This is a genomic window from Streptomyces sp. NPDC096040 (genome assembly GCF_040303265.1).
Taxonomy (GTDB): Bacteria; Actinomycetota; Actinomycetes; order Streptomycetales; family Streptomycetaceae; genus Streptomyces.
The window spans coordinates 67022-87977 of the sequence record NZ_JBEOTA010000018.1 but is presented as its reverse complement, the minus strand read 5'-3'; the positions used below and the strand labels follow the sequence as shown (position 1 = coordinate 87977).

Below are 20956 nucleotides of genomic sequence, written 5' to 3'. Positions count from 1 at the left end.
GGCACCCGCGACTTGCCTTCGGCGTCTGGCGGGATTTGGGGAGGTGCCCGACCCGGGGGACGGCCCGAGGCGAACATTCAGGGGTGTCCTGGGGGACGGGGTCCCCCAGGACGACTTACCGGTTCAACCCCCGGAGGGTCCCGTGCCGGTGAGGTGTTCCGGGCGGACGGGCGTGCGGTTCAGCTCCAGGCCCGTCGCGTTCCGGATCGCCGCGAGGACGGCCGGGGTCGACGACAGGGTCGGGGCTTCGCCGATGCCACGGAGCCCGTACGGGGCGTGGTCGTCGGCGAGTTCGAGGACGTCGACCGGGATGGTCGGCGTGTCGAGGATGGTCGGGATCAGATAGTCGGTGAAGGAGGGGTTCCTGACCTTCGCCGTCTTCGGGTCGACGATGATCTCCTCCATCACCGCGACCCCCAGGCCCTGGGTCGTACCGCCCTGGATCTGGCCGACGACGGAGAGCGGGTTGAGTGCCTTGCCGACGTCCTGGGCGCAGGCCAGCTCGATCACCTTGACCAGGCCCAGTTCGGTGTCGACCTCGACGACCGCGCGGTGGGCGGCGAAGCTGTACTGGACATGGCCGTTGCCCTGGCCGGTGCGCAGGTCGAAGGCCTCGGTCGCCCGGTGCCGCCACTCCGCCTCGATCTCGACCACGTCGTCACCGAGCACGTCCACCAGGTCGGCGAGCACCTCGCCGCCGTCGGTGACGACCTTGCCGGCCTCCAGGAGCAGTTCCGCGGTGGCCCAGGCGGGGTGGTAGGTGCCGTACTTGCGACGGCCCAGCTCCAGGACCTTCTCGCGGACCAGCTCGCAGGAGTTCTTCACGGCGCCGCCGGTGACGTACGTCTGCCGGGAGGCCGAGGTCGAACCCGCCGAGCCCACCTGGGTGTCGGCCGGGTGGATGGTCACCTGGGTGACGCCCAGCTCGGTGCGGGCGATCTGCGCGTGGACGGTGACACCGCCCTGGCCGACCTCCGCCATCGCGGTGTGCACGGTGGCGACCGGCTCGCCGGCCACGACCTCCATGCGCACCTTGGCGGTGGAGTAGTCGTCGAAGCCCTCGGAGAATCCGACGTTCTTGATGCCGACCGCGTAGCCGACGCCGCGTACGACGCCTTCGCCGTGGGTGGTGTTGGAGAGACCGCCGGGCAGCTGGCGTACGTCTGCCTCCTCGCCGGCCGAGAGCCACTGCTGCTCGGGCGGCATGGGCATCGCCTTGACCCGGCGCAGGAGTTCGGCCACCGGGGCCGGTGAGTCGACCGGCTGGCCGGTGGGCAGCAGGGTGCCCTGCTCCATGGCGTTCAGCTTCCTGAACTCCACGGGGTCCATGCCGAGTTGCTTGGCCACCTTGTCCATCTGCGCCTCGTAGGCGAAGCAGGCCTGGACCGCGCCGAAGCCGCGCATCGCGCCGCAGGGCGGGTTGTTGGTGTAGAGGGCGATGGCCTCGACCTCGACGTTGTCGACGACGTACGGCCCGACGCCGAGCGAGGAGGCGTTGCCGACGACGGCCGGGGAGGCGGAGGCGTACGCGCCGCCGTCCAGCACGATCCGGCACTTGACGTGGGTCAGCTTGCCCTCGCGGGTGGCCCCGTGCTCGTAGTAGAGCCGCGCGGGGTGGCGGTGGACGTGCCCGAAGAAGGACTCGAACCGGTTGTAGACGATCTTGACCGGCTTGCCGGTGCGCAGGGCCAGCAGACAGGCGTGGATCTGCATCGACAGGTCCTCGCGGCCGCCGAACGCGCCGCCGACGCCGGCCAGAGTCATCCGCACCTTGTCCTCGGGCAGGCCGAGGACCGGGGCGATCTGGCGCAGGTCGGAGTGGAGCCACTGGGTGGCGATGTACAGGTGGACGCCGCCGTCCTCCTCGGGCACCGCGAGACCGGACTCGGGGCCGAGGAAGGCCTGGTCCTGCATGCCGAAGTAGTACTCGCCCTTGACGATGACGTCGGCGCGCCTGGCGGCCTCGTCGGCGTCGCCGCGGACGATCGGCTGCCGGTGCACGATGTTGGGGTGCGGGACGTGGCCGATGTGGTGGTCGTCGCGGTTCTCGTGGATGTGGATCGCGTCCGGGGCGGTCGCGGAGGCCTCGTCGGTGATGACGGGCAGCTCGCGGTACTCGACCTTGATCTTGGCGGCCGCGCGGCGGGCGGTCTCCGGGTGGTCGGCGGCGACGATCGCGACCGGTTCGCCGTGGTGGCGGACCTTGCCGTGCGCGAGAACCGGGGTGTCCTGGATCTCCAGGCCGTAGTTCTTCACCTCGGTCGGCAGGTCGTCGTAGGTCATGACCGCGTAGACGCCGGGCTGCGCGAGGGCCTCGCTGGTGTCGATCGACACGATCTCGGCGTGCGCGACCGTCGAGCGGAGGATCTGGCCCCAGAGCATGTCCTCGTGCCACATGTCGGAGGAGTACGCGAACTCGCCGGTGACCTTGAGGGTGCCGTCCGGGCGGAGCGTGGACTCGCCGATACCGCCCTTGGTCTGGGAGCCCTGGGTGATCTTGGTGGGAGTGCCGATGGTGGGCATTCGCTCAGACCGCCTCTCCCTGCCGGGCGGCCGCGAGGCGGACCGCGTCCATGATCTTCTCGTAGCCCGTGCAGCGGCACAGGTTGCCCGACAGTGCCTCGCGGATGTCCGCGTCGGTCGGGGTCGGGTTGTGCTCCAGCATCTCGTCGGCGGCGACCAGCAGACCCGGGGTGCAGAAGCCGCACTGCACGGCGCCGGCGTCGATGAACGCCTGCTGGATGGGGGAGAGCTCGGTGCCCTCGCCGGTCTGGGAGTCCGAGGGCTTGGCTTCCCAGCGCTTGGCCTCGTCGAGCGTCGTACCGCAGGAGCGGTCCTTGGCGTAGTCCGCGAGGCCCTCGACGGTGACGACCTCACGGCCCTCGACCTGACCGGCGGCGACCAGGCACGAACACACCGGGACCCCGTCCAGCCGTACCGTGCACGACCCGCACTCGCCCTGCTCGCAGGCGTTCTTGGAGCCGGGGAGACCGAGCCGCTCGCGCAGCACGTAGAGAAGGCTCTCGCCCTCCCAGACGTCGTCGGCTTCCTGCGGGCGTCCGTTGACAGTGAAGTTGACGCGCATTACGCGGCTCCCTCCGTGATGCGGCGGGCGCCGCGGTACGACTCCCAGGTCCAGGTGAGCGTCCGGCGGGCCATCACGCCGACCGCGTGACGGCGGTAGGCGGCGGTCCCCCGGACGTCGTCGATCGGGTTGCAGGCGGCGGCGCACAGGTCCGCGAACTGCTTGGCGACCGACGGGGTGATGATCTTTCCGTTGTCCCAGAAGCCGCCTTCGTCGAGCGCCGCGTTCAGGAAGTCCTCGGCGGTCTTCGCGCGCACCGGCGTGGGAGCGGCCGAGCCGATACCGGTACGCACGGTCCGCGTGCCGGGGTGCAGGGCGAGCCCGAAGGCGCACACGGCGATGACCATGGCGTTGCGGGTGCCGACCTTGGAGTACTGCTGGGGTCCGTCGGCCTTCTTCACGTGCACGGCGCGGATCAGCTCGTCCGGCGCGAGGGCGTTGCGCTTCACGCCGGTGTAGAAGTCGTCGATGGGGATGAGCCGGGTGCCGCGCACGGACTCGGCCTCGACCTCGGCACCGGCCGCGAGCAGCGCCGGGTGGGCGTCACCGGCCGGGGAGGCGGTGCCGAGGTTGCCGCCGACGCCGCCGCGGTTGCGGATCTGCGGGGAGGCGACGGTGTGCGAGGCGAGGGCGAGACCCGGCAGCTCGGTGCGCAGGTTCTCCATGATCCGGGTGTACGGCACGGAGGCGCCCAGCCGTACGCTCTCCTCGCCGACCTCCCATTCGTAGAGATCGCCGATGCGGTTGAGGTCGAGGAGGTACTCGGGCCGGCGGTGGTCGAAGTTGATCTCGACCATCACATCGGTGCCACCCGCGATCGGCACTGCGGTGGGATGCTCGGCCTTCGCGGCGAGCGCCTCATCCCAGCTGGCGGGGCGAAGGAAGTCCATGACCGGCTCTCTTCTCCGTCTCGTGAGTCTCGTGAGTCGTGCGGATTTGAGCCAATCCGTGTGCGGCGGGCCCGGCTCGTTCATGTCCTGTTAACGCGGAATGAGGCCAGTACACCGCCCCGTACTCCACCGGGGTCAGTCACCGAAACCATGAAGGAGTTGGCTGGCCAGCACGGGCATCTTGTAGATTCGTATGAACGGAGGTCATCAGTAACCCCTTGGATTTCCTGTGGAAACGCAGGAAACGCCCAGGTACCCCGCGATCTCGGCCCGGGACCCCGCACGCCGGGCGCCTCATCCATGACACTGCAAGATTCATCGTAGATTTCGAGACACAGAACGGCGGCGACGAGATGCGGCTGCGCGCACTGCTGGACACCGATGCGCTGGGCCTGCGGCTGCTCGGCGGCGAGGACGAGCTGGACCGCACGGTGCGCGGGGTGATGACCACGGACCTGCGTGACCCCAGCCGCTACCTCTCGGGCGGTGAGCTGGTGCTGACGGGCCTGGCCTGGCGCCGGGACGCCGCGGACTCCGAGCCGTTCGTACGACTCCTGGCGCAGGCCGGGGTGGCCGCGCTGGCGGCCGGTGAGGCCGAGCTGGGGGACATCCCGGACGACCTGGTCGTGGCCTGCGCCCGGCACCGCCTCCCGCTGTTCGCGGTGCACGAGTCGGTGGCGTTCGCGACGATCACCGAGCATGTCGTACGGCAGGTCAGCGGCGAGCGGGCCGGGGACCTGGCGGCCGTCGTCGACCGGCACCGCCGGATGATGACCTCGGGCCCGGCGGGCGGCGGCCCGGACGTGGTCCTGGACCTGCTCGGCTCGGACCTCGACCTGCGGGCGTGGGTGCTCTCCCCGACCGGCCGACTGATCGCCGGCTCCAAGGCGTCGGGGCCCGCGCTGCCCGCCGAGGCCTGCGCCCAGCTGGCCGCCGAGCACCTGGCCGCGACCCGCACCGGCCGCCGGGGCCCGCACCGCGTCCTCCTCGGCGGTACGACGTTCTCGCTCTTTCCGATCCGGTCCTGGGGGCACCGCCCAGCGGTAGCTGGGGGAGGCCGCTCCCCGCAGGGGGCGCGGGATGTGCGCGAGACCGTGCTCTCGGACTGGCTGCTGGCCGTCGAGGCGGACGCCGGCGACTGGCAGGACGAGCGCCTCGACCTGCTCCAGGGCGTCACCCAGCTGATCGCCGTGGAGCGCGACCGCCGCGACGCGGCCCGTACGGTACGGCGCCGGCTCGCCCAGGAGGTGCTGGAGCTGGTCCAGACGGGCGCGGCCCCGGCGGAGATCGCCGCGCGCCTGCGGGTGGCCGCGCCCGTCCTGCTGCCGGGTCTGGGCGCGGCCCCGCACTGGCAGGTGGTGGTCGCCCGCGTCGAGTGGGACGGCGGGGAGGTCGAGGGCGGCCCGGTCGCGCAGTCACTCCTCGAAGAGATCCTGGTCGACCCGCTGGCCACCGGCCCGGAGCCGTCCGACCGGATAGCGGTGGCCCACACCGGCGACGAGGCGATCGCCCTGGTCCCGCTCCCCGCCGTCGCCACCGAGCACGACGGCTCCGAGTCCGGTATCCACGCCGACGCCCTCCTGAAGTCGGTGGCGGACCCGCTGTCGGCGGGCCTGGACGACGACGGCCGGGTCACCCTCGGCGTCAGTGCGGCCGTGCACTCGGCGGAGGGGCTGCGCGGGGCCCTGGAGGAGGCCCGGCACGCCCGCCGGGTGGCCGCCGCCCGCCCCGGCCGGGTCTGCGCGGCGGGCCACCAGGAACTGGCCTCGCACGTCCTGCTGCTCCCCTTCGTCCCCGACGACGTCCGCCGCGCCTTCACCGCCCGGCTGCTGGACCCCCTGCGCGACTACGACCGCCGGCACCGAGCGGAGCTGATCCCGACCCTCGAGGCGTTCCTCGACTGCGACGGCTCCTGGACCCGCTGCGCCACCCGGCTCCACCTGCACGTCAACACACTGCGCTATCGCGTGGGCAGGATCGAGCAGTTGACGGGCCGGGACCTCTCGCGACTGGAGGACAAGCTCGATTTCTTCTTGGCATTGCGGATGAGCTGAGGTCACGCGGGCGTACGACCGGATCGCGCCGAGTACCCCCGCCGTCCCACGACTTTGTGAAATTATTCACCCACCCTCTTGGCCTCGCGCGGCGATCGGTGCTGGAATGCGGCCACCACTTCACAGCTCGACGGCGCGCTGGGCCTGCCCTTCGGATCAGGTCGGTGTCGGGGCACCTCGCCTTTCGATGCCGATGAGTGGGGCGTGCCACGCCCCGCGACCCCGGGCTGAGCCGAAGGGCAGGACCCCGGGGAGGGCAACGTGGCGTATTCCGCCGTGTCTGGGAACGGAACGACCGCCGGTGACGATCCGCTCCAGACCGCGGTATGGCGGCTGCGCTCGCGGGCCTGCTGGGCCGACGCGGCGGCACTGCTGCCGACGGACACGCCGACGTACTCCCTGCAGCGGGCGGGGCTGATGGTCGAACGGTGTCTCTACACCGAGGGCGGCTGGGAGGAGGCGGAGGACGCGCTGCGGACGGCGGAGGCGGTGGCCCGCACCGACGAGGAGCGGGGCGCTGCCGCGTGCGAGCGCGGCCAACTCGCGTACGCGGCCACGCTGCACGGGGTGCGGGACCGGGCCGACGAGGCGCGGGCCGCGCTCGGCAGAGCGGCGGCGCTGATCCCTCCGGGGGCGCCGGGGCGGGCCCTTCTCGACTTCCGCCGGGGCCTGCTGGCGGAGAACCTGACCGGCTCCCCGCAGGCGGCGAGGGCGGCCTACCGCCGCGCGCATGCCGCCGCCACCGCGCACACCGACCCGCTGCTGCTGTCCTTCACCTGGCGCCACCTGGCCGGACTGGCCCTGCGCGACGGCGAGTTGGCGGAGGCACGGCACGGCTTCGCGGAGTCCCTGCGGATCAGGGAGGAACTGGGCTACCTGGTGGGCACGGCACCGGCACTCGCGTCCCTGGCCGACACGGAGTCGGAACCGGAGGCGTCGCGGTTGCGGGAGGAGGCGGGGAGGTTGTTCCGGTTGCTGGGAGGCGTGCCCACGTGGTTGGCGCGGCAGCTGACACCACCCGAGCCGGGAGCGGCGACCGCATAAGAGCGGGCTCAGAGGAAACTGAGAGATGGCTGTGCCAGTGTGACGCGCCCCGACCCCTCTCAGGAGCGCTTTGCCATGAGCACTGTCAACGGCCTGCCGGCCCATGTCCTGCTGGTCCACATCGTCGTCATCCTTGTTCCGCTGACCGCACTCGCCCTGGTGGCGGCCGCGTTGTGGCCGCGTGCCGCCCGGCGGCTGGGCGTGGTGCTGCCCGCGCTCGCGCTGGTGGCCCTGGTCAGCGTGCCGCTGACGACCCAGGCCGGCGAGTGGCTGGAGCGGCACGTGACCGACGACGCCCTGGTCCGCCGGCACACCGAGCTGGGTGACGGACTGCTGCCGTGGGCGGTGGGTCTGTTCGTGCTGGCCACGGTCGTGTGGTGGGCGACGCGGAGCGGCGGGCCGCAGACGGACCGCAGCGGGGCCGGACGCCTGTCGGCCCTTCCGGTGCGGATCGTCGTGGGCGTGCTGTCGGTGGCCGTGGCGGCCGGTGCGGTCGTCGACGTCTACCGCATAGGCGACTCCGGCGCGAAGGCCGCCTGGCACGACGCGTACGACAAGACGGCGCAGGGCGGCTGAGGCAGGGCCGGCACCGGCGAGGGGGGCACTTACCGGCGCTTGTGGAGTGCCTCCCCATCGTCCCCGCGCCCCGTAAGGGGAGCGGGGCTGTATCGATGTGCGGCTCCTCCGCGTGGGCGCGACCAGCCGCACACGGCCCACAACCCACACCTCTACGGCGATCGCCCGACACCCACCGCGCCGCTTCCACCCGGCCTCCCGGTCCGTCACCCCCGCAACCGGTCGCCACGCGAACATCCCCCGCCCGTCACCTCACGGCGGCGAAATGCCCCGCCACCAACGCCCGAACCGCATCCAGCTCCCCCGCGATCAACGCCTCCAGCAACGCGGCGTGCTCCGCCGCGTCCGCCATCAACTCGCCCCGCGTCCCGCGCAACCGGGGCAGGGCGCGCCGCTGCAGGTCCTCCGCGATCTGTACCAGCTGCTCATTGCCCGCAAGGGCCAGCACCGCCCGGTGGAACGCCCGGTCGGCCTCCGCGTAGGTCGCCCTGCACCCCGAAGCCGCCACCCGCACCGACTCCTCGGCCAGCGGCCGCAACATGGCCCACCGCTCGGCCGGCACGCTGCGCGCCAGCCGCATCATCACCGGCACCTCGATCAGCGCCCGTACCTCGGCCAGTTCGGCGAGTTCGCGCGCGCCCCGCTCCACCACCCGGAACCCGCGGTTGGGCACGACCTCGACCGCGCCCTCCAGGGCCAGCTGCTGCATCGCCTCGCGCACGGGCGTCGCGGAGACCCCGAACCGCTCCCCCAGCGCCGGCGCCGAGTACACCTCACCGGGCGCCAGCTCCCCGCTCGCCAGCGCCGTACGCAACGCGTCCAGGATCTGCCCCCGCACGGACGCCCGCTGCACGGCGGGCCTGGGCTGCGGCATCGGCCGCTCGCCGTGCGTGTGCTCGCCGCGCGCGGCCGGCGTGCCGGCGGGATGTCCGGTCGCCTCCCCGGCCGTCTCCCCGGACCGCGTCTGCGCCGGCACCCTGGCCGTCTCGGCGGGAGCCGGGTGCGCGCGATGGTTCACGGGTCCTCCTCCGACTCGTCGGGACTTGGGCCATTAACGGCGGGTTGTCACTTGTCCGTCAAGCACCTTAGGCGCACCGGTCGATAGTTCAAATTTCCGAATGTCTGGGTAAGGTAAGGCTTACTTATCTGGTAGTCGGTCCGCAGCCGATCGGTGGTAGCCCATGACCTCCCCCGTCTCCGCCGCCTACGCCCGCCTCACCGAGGTCTGCCCGGACCTGGTGGTCACGGAGCTGGGCCCGGACGAGCCGGCACCGCGGGGCGGCGGCTGGGTCGGCGCCGCCGAGCTCGCGGCGGGCGAGGCCGGTCTGGACACCTTCCTCGCCTGGGACGAGGAGCAGATCCGGCGGGACTACGGACAGCCGGGCCGCCCGGACGTGGTGGCGAGCTTCGGCCTGCACCGCTACGGCTGGGCCGCCTGCCTCCTGGTCACTCTCCCCTGGTTCCTGGACCGCCGGGTCCCGCGCCTGCCGGTGACGCATGTCTCGTACGACCGCACCGCCGGCCGCATGGCCGTACGCGTCGCCTCCTTCGCCTGCCTGCCGGGCGACCCGGCGGCGGCGCTGCCCGGCGCGGTCGTCGTCGCCGGCGAGGAGGCGCTGCGGGCCGAGGTGCGGACGGCCGTCGCCGAGCACCTGGAACCGGTCCTCGGCGCCTTCGGGCCGCGGATGCGGCGGCGCGGGCGCGCGCTGTGGGGCATGGCGACCGACGAGATCGTCGAGGGGCTCTGGTATGTCGCACACCTGCTCGGGGACGAGGAGCGGGCCGTGCGCGAACTCGACCGGCTTCTGCCGGGTGCCACCAGGCCGTACGTCGGCTCGGCCGCCTTCCGGGTGCTGACCGGCCCGGCGGGCGAGCCGCTGCCGACCCGGGACCGGGCGAGCTGCTGCATGTACTACACACTGCGCCCCGAGGACACCTGCGCCACCTGCCCGCGCACCTGCGACGACGAGCGGATCGCCAAACTCACGGCGGCCGCCGCGGCCTGAGCCACCCTCAGGCCGCCCCTCGGTACCGAGCACTCCCCGGGATCCGCTAAGATCACCGAGGGTGAGATCACCCTTGCGCCGACAGGGAATTCACAACTTCCTCACTTGCCGCAGGAACTTTCCGAGGAACCACCCGTACGGGTACTCTTACTCGAACTCAACTCCCGCCCCTCACGCGGCAGTTCGAGCAGAATGCCGCCCTGGGGCATCCCCTTGCACTTCCTTGGCGGCCTCTTGCCCCGAAACCCCCTGAGGGCCAGTGGGATTGGGCCACTATGGCGGGCGATACGCCCTATCCCAATGCAAGGGACCCCTAGATGAGACTGACCGACATATCGCTGAACTGGCTGCTTCCGGGCGCCGTACTGCTCCTGGGCATACTGGTCGCGGTGGCGGTGCTGACGCGATCCAAGCGGTCCGGCGGGGAGCACGCGAAGGACGACTCGTGGGAGCGCAGCGAGGAACGGCGCAGGCGCAAGGAAGCCATATACGCCACCGCCTCCTATGTGCTTCTGTTCTGCTGTGCGGCGGTCGCCGCCGCGCTCTCCTTCCACGGGCTGGTCGGCTTCGGCCAGCAGAACCTCAATCTGTCCGGCGGCTGGGAATACCTGGTGCCCTTCGGTCTGGACGGTGCGGCGATGTTCTGCTCCGTCCTCGCGGTGCGCGAGGCCAGCCACGGTGACGCGGCGCTCGGCTCCCGGATACTGGTGTGGACTTTCGCGGGCGCGTCCGCCTGGTTCAACTGGGTGCACGCACCCAGGGGCGGCGGCCACGACGGTGCACCGCAGTTCTTCTCCGGCATGTCGCTCTCGGCGGCCGTTCTCTTCGACCGCGCGCTGAAGCAGACCCGCCGGGCCGCCCTTCGCGAGCAGGGCCTGGTTCCGCGCCCACTGCCGCAGATCCGTATCGTGCGCTGGCTGCGTGCTCCCCTCGAGACCTACAGGGCCTGGTCGCTGATGCTCCTTGAGGGCGTGCGCAGCCTCGACGAGGCCGTCGACGAGGTGCGCGAGGACAAGCGGCAGAAGGAGGCGAACCGGTTGCGCCGCCGCGAGCACGACCGTCTGGAGCGGGCCCAGCTCAAGGCCATCAGCCGGGGTCACCGGGGCTTCGTCGGACGCGCCGGCCGGCAGGACGAGGTGCACCAGGTCGAACGCGCTCCCTCCCAGCCCACTGCGGAGCCTGCCATATCGGCGCCGGAGCAGCTGCCCGTACGCCAGCGTCCCTCCCTCCAGCCCGTCCGCAAAGGGTCTGACCCGATCACCGTCGACCTGACCGCGGAGGACGACACGATGGCCCTGCCGCGCCTCGACTCCCTGGAGCGCAAGCTCAAGGACCTTGAGCAGCAGTTCGGTTGATCACCTCTGCCGTACGGCACCTCGGGACGGGGGCGTGACCTTCAGGGTCACGCCCCCGTCCCGTTGTGAGAAGGCGGCCTCAGGCGGCCTCCGCGTCCAGTTCGAACCACACCGACTTGCCGACCTCGTGCGCCTGGACGCCCCAGGCGTCCGCGAGGGAGTCGACCAGCACCAGGCCCCGGCCGTGGGTGCCGTCCCCGGTGTCCGGAGCGCACACGCGCGGCCGACGGCCCACGAAGTCCCGCACCTCCACCCGCAGTTGGCTCGGTCCCACGACGGCCGTCAGCACGGCCTCGCGGTCGGTGTGGAGGAGGGCGTTGGTGACGAGTTCGCTGGTGAGCAGTTCCGCGATCTCCGAGCGGCCCGGTTTCCCCCAGTGCCGCAGCAGCTCCCGCAACTCCCTGCGCGCCTCGGGCACCGCCCGCAGATCCGACCGCCCCAGCCGGCGCCTGAGCTGTGACGGATGTCCCCGTTCCCTCGTGTCGGTCTCTTCCCCCGCCGTTCTCGCCGAGGAGGCCCCGATGGCCACGGGACCGCTCCCTCGTGCCTGACTGTTCATGACCCCCGCCCGCACGCTGTTGCCGGATCCCCTCCTGATCGAACACGTTCACGGGGATCCATGCCCGCTCGGGCACGGGCCAGTCATGTCACGCCGTTGACGCCGGGGTGTTCGGCCATGTCCCGGACCGGCCCCGGCGCGTACGTCGCCTCCCGGACCGTCCCGTACGCGCCAACGGTGCCGCAGACCCGGCGTGAAACAGCCCCTCGCACAAACCCCCGAGCTGATTCACGCGGTCCACGGCACCGACGAACCTGGCCGAAACCTACCCTTCCGCCTACTTACCCCCGAGGCCCTTGGTGCCGATGTGGATGATCTTGTGGGAGCCGCGGTTCATGTCGACGAACAGTTTCGTGGTCGTGTCGCGGCTCCAGGTGAGGGTGACGACGGCCTCGGTGTGGTTCTTCGCCGTGCCGTTGTCGGTGACCTTCCACTTGAGCGGGGTGTTCTGGGCCTGCAGCACCCCGTCGGCGTGCTCCCGGTCCTCCCATGCCTCCACCTTCTTCAGGTAGGTCGGGTCGATGTAGTAGGAACGCAGTGCGGTGGGCAGGCCGCCGCTTCCGTCCAGGTCGCTCTCGGCGTCGATGTAGGCGCCGTAGAAGTCGGCGATCCGGGTGAGGTTGTCCGACGGGTCGCCGCTGACGCTGCGCGGCGCGCCGGCCGAGGCCTGGGCGGTGACGCCGAGCCCGAGGGCCACGGCGAGGACGCCGGCGGTGAGGACGGTGCGGGTCTTGGTGCTCATGTCTGTTTCCCCGTTTCGGTACTTGGTTTTCTGTACTTGGATTTGTGTGCCTGGTCGGTACGTGGTGCCTGTCGGGGCCGTCCTCCCCTCCCCCGAGCGGGAGGACGGCCCCCGTCCTCAGTGGAGCTTGTTCACGGCCGTGGCGGCCGTCTTCTTGAACGCCTTCACCGGCGCGTCCCGGAAGCCGCCCAGCTGCCCCCAGTCCACGACCGTCACGGTGCTCCCGTCCCGGCCTAGCGACAGCAGCCGGATGTCACTGGCGCCCCAGGAGGTCTCGGTGTGCAGGGCGTAGACATGGGCGCCGTCCCCGACGGACAGCTCGCCGTGGTCCTGGAAGGCGGCCCGGGTCTCCGGGTCCTCCATCTCGATCCGGTCCGCGCAGGACACGATGTCCTCGTCCAGCTTCGCGACCCGGCCCTTCGCCGCGCTGACGCCGGGCAGTTCGACGCCGACCTGGCGGGCACTGGTGTCGAGATCGGTGCGGAACTCCCGGTACCAGGTGTTCTGACCGCCGCCGAGCGCGATGCCCAGGCAGGTGTCCCGTCTGACCGCGTCCCGCACACCCGCGGTGACCTTGCCGGCCGTCCAGGACGAGCTCGGGTGCGGCGGCAGATCGGCCGCCGCGAGGAAGCCGGGCGCCTTCGCGGCGGCCGCCGCCGGAGCGGCGAGCGCGGTGCCGACGGCCAGTGCGGCGCCGGCGAGTACGGTGAGCGCGCCTGCTCGGGTGCGCTTGGGCATGGATGGTCCCCCGTTGGATCGGTGCATGGGTGTGGGATGCCGCGGACGGCGCCGGCTGGTCGGTCCGGCCCTGGTCGGTGCGACACCAGAAGCATCGGCGGTCACCCGCGGCAACCGCAACGGCCACCACCCGTTCCGCCGCCCTGGAACCATCCCAGCCCTGCTGACGTGCAGGTATATGAGTGCCTGGGATACGGACGACCGGGGGAAGGTACCTGTGCGCGAGGACGTCGAGGAGTTCGCGGCGCTGCTGCGGCAGTTGAAGGACCGTACGGACCGGAGCTACGGCTCCCTGGCCCGCCGCCTGAACATGAACACCTCCACCCTGCACCGCTACTGCGCGGGCGAGGCCGTGCCGCTGGACTTCGCTCCGGTCGAGCGCCTGGCCGCGTTCTGCGGCGCGACCCCGGAGGAACGTCTCGAACTCCACGAGCGCTGGTTACGGGCGGTGGCGGCACGGCAGCGACCGCGGACGACGGAGGACCCCGGGGCGCAGGAGCCCGAACCGGCTGAAGCGGAATCGGCGGCCACCGAAGCCGAGGCGGAGGCGGAGGCGGAGGCGGAGGCGGAGGCGGCAGCGGAGTCGGCGCCGCAGCCCCCGCCGCGCCCCTGGTACCGCCGTCGCCGCACCGTGGTCGCCTCGGCCGCGGCCACCGTCCTCCTGGTGACGCTGGGCAGTCTGTCCGCCCTCTCCGACGACCGGCCGCCCACCGGCACCGCGGCCCAATCCCCCGGCTCCTCCCCCACGACCGCCGTCGGCGACGCCCGGGGCCAGGACGCCACGCCCACCAACCCGGCACCTGGCTCCGACTCACCCAGCCGTCGCTCCCCATCCGCATCCGCTTCGCCGGACGGCACCAAGCGCGCGGCCGCCTCCTCCGCCCCGAGCAAGTCCACCGCCCCCGCCCCGACCGCCGTCCCCCTCGCCTGGACCGCCAACTCCCAGGTGTGGGAACTGGGCTGCGACCACGACTACGTCATCGACAAGCAGCCGGCGCAGGTCCCGCCGCCGCCCGTCCCACAGGACGCCGGCACCTGGGCCGCCACCCAGAACGCGGTGCACGGCCACGACACGATCGTCCAGATCTCCGTGCAGGGCCGCTCGTCCACGGCCGTCGTCCTGGAGGACCTGCGGGTGCGTGTCGTCGGCCGTACCGCGCCCGCGCCCGGCACCGCCTACTCCATGGCCGACGGCTGCGGCGGCGGTCTCACCCCGCGCTACTTCGACGTCGACCTGGACAAGGACCGCCCCATCGCCCGCCCGGTGCCCGGCGAAGGCCCGGACGGGCAGACCGTCTCGACCATGCGTCTGCCCTACCGCGTCTCCTCCACGGACCCGGAGGTCCTACGCGTCAAGGCGCACACCGAGGGCTGCGACTGCCGCTGGTACCTCGAACTGGACTGGTCGTCAAAGGGCCGCTCCGGCACGGTCCGCATCGACGACCACGGCCGGCCGTTCCGCACCAGCTCCATCAAGGGCCTGCCGCACTACTGGTACGGCTTCGTGAACGGCGTCCGCCAGTGGGTGCCGGTCGAGGGCTGAGCTACGGCCTCGGCACGCTGCGCAGATTGGAGCGGGCCATCTGGAGCATCCGGCCCACGCCTCCGTCGAGGACCATCTTGGACGCGGAGAGCGCGAAGCCGGTGACCATCTCGGCCTTGATCTTCGGCGGGATGGACAGCGCGTTGGGGTCGGTGACGATGTCGATCAGGGCCGGCCCCTTGTGCTTGAAGGCGTCCTTCAGCGCACCTGCGAGCTGCTTGGGCTTCTCGACCCGCACCCCGTAGGCGCCACAGGCCTGGGCGACGGCGGCGAAGTCCGGGTTGACGTTGGTGGTGCCGTACGAGGGCAGGCCCGCGACCATCATCTCCAACTCGACCATGCTGAGGGCCGAGTTGTTGAACAGTACGACCTTCACCGGCAGGTCGTACTGCACAAGGGTCAGGAAGTCGCCCATCAGCATGGCGAAGCCGCCGTCCCCGGACATCGAGACGACCTGCCGCCGCCGGTCGGTGAACTGGGCGCCGATCGCCATCGGCAGCGCGTTGGCCATCGAGCCGTGCGAGAAGGAACCGATCACCCGGCGGCGGCCGTTGGGCGAGATGTAACGGGCCGCCCAGACGTTGCACATGCCGGTGTCGACCGTGAACACCGCGTCCTCGTCGGCGAGTTCGTCGAGCACGGAGGCCACGTACTCGGGGTGGATCGGGATGTGCTTCTCCACCTTCCGGGTGTACGCCTTCACCACCCCCTCCAGCGCGTCCGCGTGCTTCTTGAGCATCCGGTCGAGGAACCGCCGGTTCTCCTTGGTCCGCACCCGCGGCACCAGACAGCGCAGCGTCTCGCGCACATCGCCCCACACGGCGAGGTCGAGACGGGACCGGCGGCCCAGCACCTCCGGGCGCACGTCGACCTGGACGATCTGCACGTCGTCGGGGAGGAAGGCGTTGTACGGGAAGTCGGTGCCGAGCAGGATCAGCAGGTCGCACTCGTGGGTGGCCTCGTAGGCGGCGCCGTAGCCGAGCAGTCCGCTCATACCGACGTCGTACGGGTTGTCGTACTGGATGTGCTCCTTGCCGCGCAGGGCGTGGCCCACCGGGGACTTGATCTTCCCGGCGAGTTCCATGACCTCCGCGTGCGCGCCGGCCGTGCCGCTGCCGCAGAACAGCGTCACCTTGTCCGCCGCGTCGATCATCGCGACCAGCTTGTCGAGTTCCTCGTCCCCGGGGCGGACGGTGGGCCGGGAGGTGACGATCGCGCTCTCGACGGGATGGTCCGGGGCGGGCTCGTCGGCGATGTCGCCCGGCATGCTCACCACGCTGACTCCGCTGCGGCCGACCGCGTGCTGGATGGCGCTCTGCAACAGCCGGGGCATCTGCTTGGGGCTGGAGATCAACTCGCTGTAGTGGCTGCACTCCTGGAAGAGCCGGTCGGGGTGGGTCTCCTGGAAGTAGCCCAGGCCGATCTCGCTGGACGGGATCTGGGAGGCCAGGGCAAGCACCGGGGCCATCGAACGGTGGGCGTCGTACAGGCCGTTGATGAGGTGCAGGTTGCCCGGGCCGCAGGAGCCGGCGCAGGCCGCCAGTTTCCCGGTGACCTGGGCCTCCGCGCCGGCCGCGAAGGCGGCGGTCTCCTCGTGGCGGACGTGGATCCAGTCGATGGCGGAGTTGCGGCGGACGGCGTCGACGACCGGGTTGAGGCTGTCACCGACGACGCCGTAGAGACGGCGCACTCCGGCGCGGACGAGGATGTCGACGAACTGCTCGGCGACGTTCTGCTTGGCCATGGCGGACAGGTGCCCCTTCCCTGTGGGCGGATACCTCCCATCCACGCACAGGGACCGCCGTCACGCCTCCCAGACGGCCGCCGCCGTACGGTCGTCGGCGTAGCCCTTCACCCGCACCTGGGCGTCCGCGAGGAACGCGGCGAGGCCCGGCGGAGTACGGCCGGACCAGCGTCGGGCCAGGTAGGCACAGAGGGCGGGCTCGCCGCGCAGCGGGTCGGCGAGCCCGCCGCTGCACATCACGAGGGCATCACCCGGGCGGGCTACCGAGGCCCGGAAGAGGAAGGGGTCGCGGGGCGGCTCGGGGGCCGGTTCGTAGGGGCTCGGCGGGGTCGGGATGCCGAGGTCCATGGTGAGCCGGTCGCCCTCCGGGGTCTCGGCGGGCGGCGAACCGTAGCCGACCACGGCCTCGCCGACGGCGTCGGTGTCGACCTGCGGTTCGATGTCCTGCCACTCGCCGTCCCGGAGCCGGAACAGCCCGCCCTCCCCGACCCCGAAGAAGACCCGGGTACGGCACTGGGGGTGGGCGGGGATGAGCAGGCAGCGCAGGCTGGCCGCGTACTCCTCGGCGGCGACGCCCTGTTCGGCGGCGCTGGCCCGGAGTTTGCCGAGGCTGCGGTCGGTGAGCCGGTGCAGCCCGGACTTGAGGTCGCCGCGCCGGGCGGCCTGGATGTCCTCGGTGAGCCGCTGGTGGCTGCGGCCCACGGCCCGGGCGATCCACTCGCACAGCTCGGCGGCGGCCCGGTGGGCGCCGGGGGTGGCCCGGGCGCCGGTGGCCATCGCGACCAGGAGCAGCGCCTGGTCGCCGGCCCCGAACCGGGCGGTGAGCAGGGCGTCGCGGCGCGGCTCGCCCCGGTACCGGGCGGAGTCGCCGCGCTGGGAGACGGCCCGCAGGGTGCAGGTGCCGTAACGGGCGCCGTCCAGCACGGTGTCGGCGACCAGGTCGTCCAGTTCGTCGGGGTCGGCGGCGGGCAGGGCGGTGGGTTCGGCGTCGTAGGTGGGCGGGCCGGAGCCGACGTACTCCACGGAGGAGGCCGGGACGGAGGGCAGCGGGAGTGCGGCCAGGTCGGACCGGGTGGCGGGGTGGCAGTCCGCCCAGGCTTCGTCGTCCGCCTCCGGGAACTCCTCGTCCTCCTCGTCCTCCTGGTACTCCTCGTCCCACGGCCATGGCTTCCGGGTGGCGGTGGTGTCCTCGCCCGGCGTCTCGGTGGCAGCGGCGGCGGCCGCGCGCTGCACCGGCACGGTCGGCGGGACCGAAGCGGTCCACGGGACCGGCTCGGCCGACGGCACCGGCACGGGCGACGAGACCGGCTCGGACGACGGGACCGAAGCGGCCGACGGCACCGGCGCGGGCGACGAGACCGGCTCGGCCGACGGGGCCGAAGCGGTCCACGGGACCGGCTCGGACGACGGCACCGGCTCGGCCGACGAGACCGGCTCGGCGTCCGGTTCCTCGGCGACGCCCCGCCGTGCCCGTCCCCCCACCGTGTTCTTCGCCGAGGCGAAGCGGTCGTCCAGCGAATCGGGTGCGGCCGTGGGGCCGGTGTCCTCGGTGGAGTCGTCGTACAACTGCCCCCACCAGTCGTCCTCATGACGGGCGGGCCTACCCCCTGGCTGGCTCATGCCCCTAATTGTCCACCGCACGGGCCGGATGAAAACGGGGCATCGGGAAAATCCCGCACACGACCCGGTGTCGAACGGCGTCGCGAGGGACGTACTGAACACCCGTGCGAGGAAAGAGAGTCGAGGACACGCGGGAGATACAGGAGACGGATGACACGGATGACACGGATGACCCATGTGAGTCGCCGGGTGGTCCCACCCCCCACGGGAGAACCACCCGGCGACACCTGAGTGACCCGGCCCCAGATCCCCTACGCGTGCGCGCGTCTTGGCCCGGGCCACCGTTCGCACGGCCGGACGCCGTGGCGCCGGCCGGGGGCCAGATTGTGACGGGTGTTCCTTATGACCAGCTGTGAATCGCGAGTCCGGATCCCGTGTGAAGGTGCTGCGGTGACGTGATCTTGGCAGAGTGACCGGCGGTACGGCGATGATGTGCTGCGGCGGGTTTGCGCCGTGGCCGGTTCCCGCCATGGCACCCGACTGCGAAGGAGGAACGCGGGTCGATGCTGGCAGCGCTCGGTCTGGACGAGAGGGACGAGTCGGCGTACCGGACGCTGGTCTCCGTGGGTGCCGCCGATGTGCCCGATCTGGCGCGGCGCCTGATGCTGGCCGAGCCGGACACCGAGCGCGCGCTGCGCCGGCTGGAGCGGCACGGCCTCGCGGCCCAGTCCTCGGGGCGGCCGGGCCGCTGGGTGGCGGCGCCACCCGGGGTGGCGCTGGGCGCGCTGCTCACCCAGCAGCGGCACGAGCTGGAGAAGGCGGAGCTGGCAGTGGCGCTGCTGGCCGAGGAGTACCGGGCGGCGGCCGCCGAGCCGGCGGTGCACGACCTGGTGGAGGTGGTGACCGGCGCCCCGGCCGTCGCCCAGCGGTTCCTCCAGCTCCAGCTGGGCGCAGGCGACGAGGTGTGCGCGCTGGTCACCGGCAACCCGATGGTGGTGTCCGGGATGGAGAACGAGGCGGAGGAGCAGGCGGCCGGCCGGGGTGTGCGCTACCGGGTGGTGGTGGAGCGTGCGGTGCTCGATCTGCCGTACGGGATCACGGAGTTGACGGCGGCGCTGGGCCGGAACGAGCAGGTGCGGGTGGTGGAGCGGGTCCCGACCAAACTGGTCGTGGCGGACCGCGCCCTCGCGATGGTCCCGCTCACCTCGCACACCTCGGAGCCCGCCGCGGTGGTGGTGCACGCCAGCGGCCTGCTGGAGCTGCTGTCCGAACTGTTCGAGTCGGTGTGGCGTACGGCGCTGCCACTCCGCCTCGGCGCGTCCGGGGTGACCGAGGAGCAGCCGGACGCCCCCGACGCCACCGATCTGGAGGTGCTGTCGCTGCTGCTGGCCGGGCTGACCGACGTGAGCGTGGCCAAACAGCTCGACCTGGGCCTCAGGACCGTACAGCGCCGGGTGAAGCGGCTGATGGAGCTGGCCGGGGTGACGACCCGGCTGCAACTGGGCTGGCACGCCTACGAGCGGGGCTGGGTGGCCCGGGACTGACCCGCGCGGCACTCTGTGCTGGTGCCCGGTGTGCCGGGTGGCGTGGGCGGTCCTGGTCGGCGCCTCGGTCGTGCTGCTGACCCAGGTGGTCCCCGTGTTCGGCGCGATTCCCGGTTTCCTGGCCGGGATCCACCTGCACGAACGCCTCCGTCTGGTACGGCTGAGGGCTCAGAGCAGGTCGACGAGCCGGACGGCGGCGGCCAGGGCGCGCATCCCGGCGTCGTTGAAGTGCAGGTGGTCGCCGGGGTCGTAGGCGGGCCGGATCCGCGCCGGCTGCTCGGGGTCGCGGACGACGGCGTCGAAGTCGACGTACGCGTCGAAGACCTGCCCGGTCCGGATCAGTGCGTTGACCCGCTGCCGTACGGCCTCCCGGGCGTCGGTGTATCCGCTGAACCCGGCATACGGCGTGAGTGTGGCGCCGACGACCCGGATCCCGTGCGTATGGGCGCGGGCCACGATGGTCCGGTAGGCACGCACGAAGTCACCGGGGTCGGTGGCCTCCGGGGTGCCCTTGATGTCGTTGATGCCTTCGAGGACGACCAGGGTCCGGACTCCCGCCCGGGTGAGCCCGTCGGCGTCCAGCCGGTTCAGGGCGCCGGGTCCTCCTGTGCTGTCGAGCAGCAGCCGGTTGCCGGAGATCCCGGCGTTGAGGACGCCGATCCGGTAGGAGCGCAGCCGTTCCGCCAGGCGGTCGGGCCAGCGGTGGTTGGTGCCGAAGCTGGAGCCGTTGCCGTCGGTGAGGGAGTCGCCGAAGGCGACCACACTGCCGCGGGCCGTACCCCGCACGTCGACACCGGCGACGTAGTACCAGTTGCCGGTGGTCCGGGTGTACGCCGCCCCGGCCTCGTCGGCCGCCCGGCCGGCGCCGTGCTCGGCGAGGTAGCTGGTCTGGAGTGCGACGCGGTGATAGGTGGCCGGCCCCGAGTCACCTGGCGTCTCCACGCTGACCAGCAGATCGGCGGCGGCCGGAACGGCGAGCGGCACCGGATCACTGACCAGGTCCTGCCCGACGGGTACGACCGCGGTACCGGCGCCGCCGAAGGTGACCCCGCGCATCGACCCGGGCACGGCGTCCGCGCCCGTGCCCTGGCGCAGGGCGACGGTGACCGCGCCGAGCCGCAGCGGTGCGCCGCCGAGCCGGTTGCTGATCCGGACCCGGACGGCACTGCCTCCGACGGACAGGTGAACGACGTTGCGAAAGACGGCGCCGGGCACCGCGGGGGCGGTACCGGAGGGCGCGGCCTCCCAGCTCCCCGCCCAGAGCGGGGGGGCGGAATCGGCACCGGCCCGCCCGGTCGTACCCATCGCGATCAGCAGCGCGGCGCCGAGAACCCGCCCGACCTTGCCCATCCACACCCGCCCTTCCAAAGGCCCACTGGAGGGGAAGGTGGCATACGGACGGTGAGCGGGGCGGCAACTTGACCGGGGGACCACTCGGGTGGCGGAGCGCGTGCCTTGCGGAGCAGCGCCGTAGATCCGCCGGCCGCGTCCCGACCGCGGGTGGTGTGTGGTTGCC

General features: G+C 72.1%; 17 protein-coding genes. 7 read left to right on the top strand and 10 right to left on the bottom strand.

Features of this window, described 5'->3' with window-relative positions; all coding sequences use genetic code 11:
* Positions 1–123 precede the first annotated feature (123 nt).
* Genes ABTY98_RS24985 through ABTY98_RS24975 form a run of 3 tightly spaced genes read right to left on the bottom strand, consistent with a single transcriptional unit; the run spans position 124 to position 3975 of the window.
* On the bottom strand, positions 124–2523 hold the full coding sequence (locus ABTY98_RS24985; RefSeq protein WP_352223179.1) for a xanthine dehydrogenase family protein molybdopterin-binding subunit: 2400 nt from the start codon (positions 2521–2523) through the stop codon (positions 124–126).
* 4 nt (positions 2524–2527) lie between these two features.
* The gene (locus ABTY98_RS24980) at positions 2528–3085 is read right to left on the bottom strand and encodes a (2Fe-2S)-binding protein (RefSeq protein WP_352223178.1); all 558 of its coding nucleotides are present in this window, start codon (positions 3083–3085) and stop codon (positions 2528–2530) included.
* Positions 3085–3975 carry an FAD binding domain-containing protein gene (locus tag ABTY98_RS24975; protein ID WP_352223177.1) on the bottom strand — a complete coding sequence of 297 codons (891 nt, stop codon included), beginning with the start codon at positions 3973–3975 and terminating at the stop codon, positions 3085–3087. The genes ABTY98_RS24980 and ABTY98_RS24975 overlap by 1 nt, the downstream gene beginning before the upstream one ends.
* Before the next feature lie 353 nt (positions 3976–4328).
* On the opposite strand from ABTY98_RS24975, the gene ABTY98_RS24970 reads away from it, so the two are divergent.
* From ABTY98_RS24970 to ABTY98_RS24960, 3 genes are all read left to right on the top strand, one after another.
* Positions 4329–6029, top strand: a complete 1701-nt coding sequence (locus ABTY98_RS24970) for a PucR family transcriptional regulator (protein ID WP_352223176.1) — start codon at positions 4329–4331, stop codon at positions 6027–6029.
* 261 nt (positions 6030–6290) lie between these two features.
* Positions 6291–7073 carry a hypothetical protein gene (locus ABTY98_RS24965; protein WP_352223175.1) on the top strand — a complete coding sequence of 261 codons (783 nt, stop codon included), beginning with the start codon at positions 6291–6293 and terminating at the stop codon, positions 7071–7073.
* A gap of 75 nt (positions 7074–7148) precedes the next feature.
* Complete coding sequence (locus tag ABTY98_RS24960) at positions 7149–7649, top strand: DUF2231 domain-containing protein (RefSeq protein ID WP_352223174.1); 501 nt, start codon at positions 7149–7151, stop codon at positions 7647–7649.
* 247 nt (positions 7650–7896) lie between these two features.
* Here ABTY98_RS24960 and ABTY98_RS24955 read toward each other — a convergent pair whose 3' ends face one another.
* Positions 7897–8667, bottom strand: coding sequence for a GntR family transcriptional regulator (locus ABTY98_RS24955; protein WP_352223173.1), 771 nt, complete (start codon positions 8665–8667; stop codon positions 7897–7899).
* A gap of 163 nt (positions 8668–8830) precedes the next feature.
* Here ABTY98_RS24955 and ABTY98_RS24950 point away from each other — a divergent pair, with 163 nt between their 5' ends.
* Positions 8831–9655: a (2Fe-2S)-binding protein gene (locus ABTY98_RS24950; RefSeq protein WP_352223172.1), complete on the top strand. Its 825-nt coding sequence runs from the start codon at positions 8831–8833 to the stop codon at positions 9653–9655.
* 317 nt (positions 9656–9972) lie between these two features.
* The gene (locus ABTY98_RS24945; RefSeq protein ID WP_352223171.1) at positions 9973–11010 is read left to right on the top strand and encodes a DUF2637 domain-containing protein; all 1038 of its coding nucleotides are present in this window, start codon (positions 9973–9975) and stop codon (positions 11008–11010) included.
* Between the two features lie 79 nt (positions 11011–11089).
* On the opposite strand, the gene ABTY98_RS24940 is transcribed toward ABTY98_RS24945, so the two are convergent.
* The 3 genes from ABTY98_RS24940 to ABTY98_RS24930 all read right to left on the bottom strand — a co-directional run bounded on the left by ABTY98_RS24940 (position 11090) and on the right by ABTY98_RS24930 (position 13049).
* On the bottom strand, positions 11090–11539 hold the full coding sequence (locus ABTY98_RS24940) for an ATP-binding protein (RefSeq protein ID WP_352223170.1): 450 nt from the start codon (positions 11537–11539) through the stop codon (positions 11090–11092).
* A gap of 307 nt (positions 11540–11846) precedes the next feature.
* Entirely contained in the window at positions 11847–12311 is a 465-nt protein-coding gene (locus tag ABTY98_RS24935) for a hypothetical protein (RefSeq protein WP_352223169.1), read from the bottom strand.
* A gap of 117 nt (positions 12312–12428) precedes the next feature.
* Positions 12429–13049, bottom strand: coding sequence for a hypothetical protein (locus ABTY98_RS24930; RefSeq protein WP_352223168.1), 621 nt, complete (start codon positions 13047–13049; stop codon positions 12429–12431).
* Between the two features lie 178 nt (positions 13050–13227).
* On the opposite strand from ABTY98_RS24930, the gene ABTY98_RS24925 reads away from it, so the two are divergent.
* Positions 13228–14592, top strand: coding sequence for a helix-turn-helix domain-containing protein (locus ABTY98_RS24925; protein WP_352223167.1), 1365 nt, complete (start codon positions 13228–13230; stop codon positions 14590–14592).
* A 1-nt stretch (position 14593) separates the two neighbouring features.
* Here ABTY98_RS24925 and ABTY98_RS24920 read toward each other — a convergent pair whose 3' ends face one another.
* Both ABTY98_RS24920 and ABTY98_RS24915 read right to left on the bottom strand, forming a co-directional pair.
* Entirely contained in the window at positions 14594–16336 is a 1743-nt protein-coding gene (locus tag ABTY98_RS24920) for a pyruvate dehydrogenase (RefSeq protein WP_352223166.1), read from the bottom strand.
* A gap of 60 nt (positions 16337–16396) precedes the next feature.
* Positions 16397–17956, bottom strand: a complete 1560-nt coding sequence (locus ABTY98_RS24915) for a protein phosphatase 2C domain-containing protein (protein ID WP_352223165.1) — start codon at positions 17954–17956, stop codon at positions 16397–16399.
* A 503-nt stretch (positions 17957–18459) separates the two neighbouring features.
* On the opposite strand from ABTY98_RS24915, the gene ABTY98_RS24910 reads away from it, so the two are divergent.
* Positions 18460–19440: a helix-turn-helix domain-containing protein gene (locus ABTY98_RS24910; RefSeq protein ID WP_352223164.1), complete on the top strand. Its 981-nt coding sequence runs from the start codon at positions 18460–18462 to the stop codon at positions 19438–19440.
* 168 nt (positions 19441–19608) lie between these two features.
* Here the strand turns inward: ABTY98_RS24910 and ABTY98_RS24900 are convergent, their stop codons facing one another.
* Positions 19609–20790, bottom strand: a complete 1182-nt coding sequence (locus ABTY98_RS24900) for an SGNH/GDSL hydrolase family protein (RefSeq protein WP_352223163.1) — start codon at positions 20788–20790, stop codon at positions 19609–19611.
* Positions 20791–20956: the final 166 nt, after the last annotated feature.

Coding starts and splice junctions, on each gene's coding strand:
- ABTY98_RS24985 (WP_352223179.1), bottom strand. CDS start 2,523: ATGCCCACCATCGGCACTCCCACCAAGATCACCCAGGGCTCCCAGACC.
- ABTY98_RS24980 (WP_352223178.1), bottom strand. CDS start 3,085: ATGCGCGTCAACTTCACTGTCAACGGACGCCCGCAGGAAGCCGACGAC.
- ABTY98_RS24975 (WP_352223177.1), bottom strand. CDS start 3,975: ATGGACTTCCTTCGCCCCGCCAGCTGGGATGAGGCGCTCGCCGCGAAG.
- ABTY98_RS24970 (WP_352223176.1), top strand. CDS start 4,329: ATGCGGCTGCGCGCACTGCTGGACACCGATGCGCTGGGCCTGCGGCTG.
- ABTY98_RS24960 (WP_352223174.1), top strand. CDS start 7,149: ATGAGCACTGTCAACGGCCTGCCGGCCCATGTCCTGCTGGTCCACATC.
- ABTY98_RS24950 (WP_352223172.1), top strand. CDS start 8,831: ATGACCTCCCCCGTCTCCGCCGCCTACGCCCGCCTCACCGAGGTCTGC.
- ABTY98_RS24945 (WP_352223171.1), top strand. CDS start 9,973: ATGAGACTGACCGACATATCGCTGAACTGGCTGCTTCCGGGCGCCGTA.
- ABTY98_RS24935 (WP_352223169.1), bottom strand. CDS start 12,311: ATGAGCACCAAGACCCGCACCGTCCTCACCGCCGGCGTCCTCGCCGTG.
- ABTY98_RS24930 (WP_352223168.1), bottom strand. CDS start 13,049: ATGCCCAAGCGCACCCGAGCAGGCGCGCTCACCGTACTCGCCGGCGCC.
- ABTY98_RS24925 (WP_352223167.1), top strand. CDS start 13,228: ATGAGTGCCTGGGATACGGACGACCGGGGGAAGGTACCTGTGCGCGAG.
- ABTY98_RS24920 (WP_352223166.1), bottom strand. CDS start 16,336: ATGGCCAAGCAGAACGTCGCCGAGCAGTTCGTCGACATCCTCGTCCGC.
- ABTY98_RS24915 (WP_352223165.1), bottom strand. CDS start 17,956: ATGAGCCAGCCAGGGGGTAGGCCCGCCCGTCATGAGGACGACTGGTGG.
- ABTY98_RS24910 (WP_352223164.1), top strand. CDS start 18,460: ATGCTGGCAGCGCTCGGTCTGGACGAGAGGGACGAGTCGGCGTACCGG.
- ABTY98_RS24900 (WP_352223163.1), bottom strand. CDS start 20,790: ATGGGCAAGGTCGGGCGGGTTCTCGGCGCCGCGCTGCTGATCGCGATG.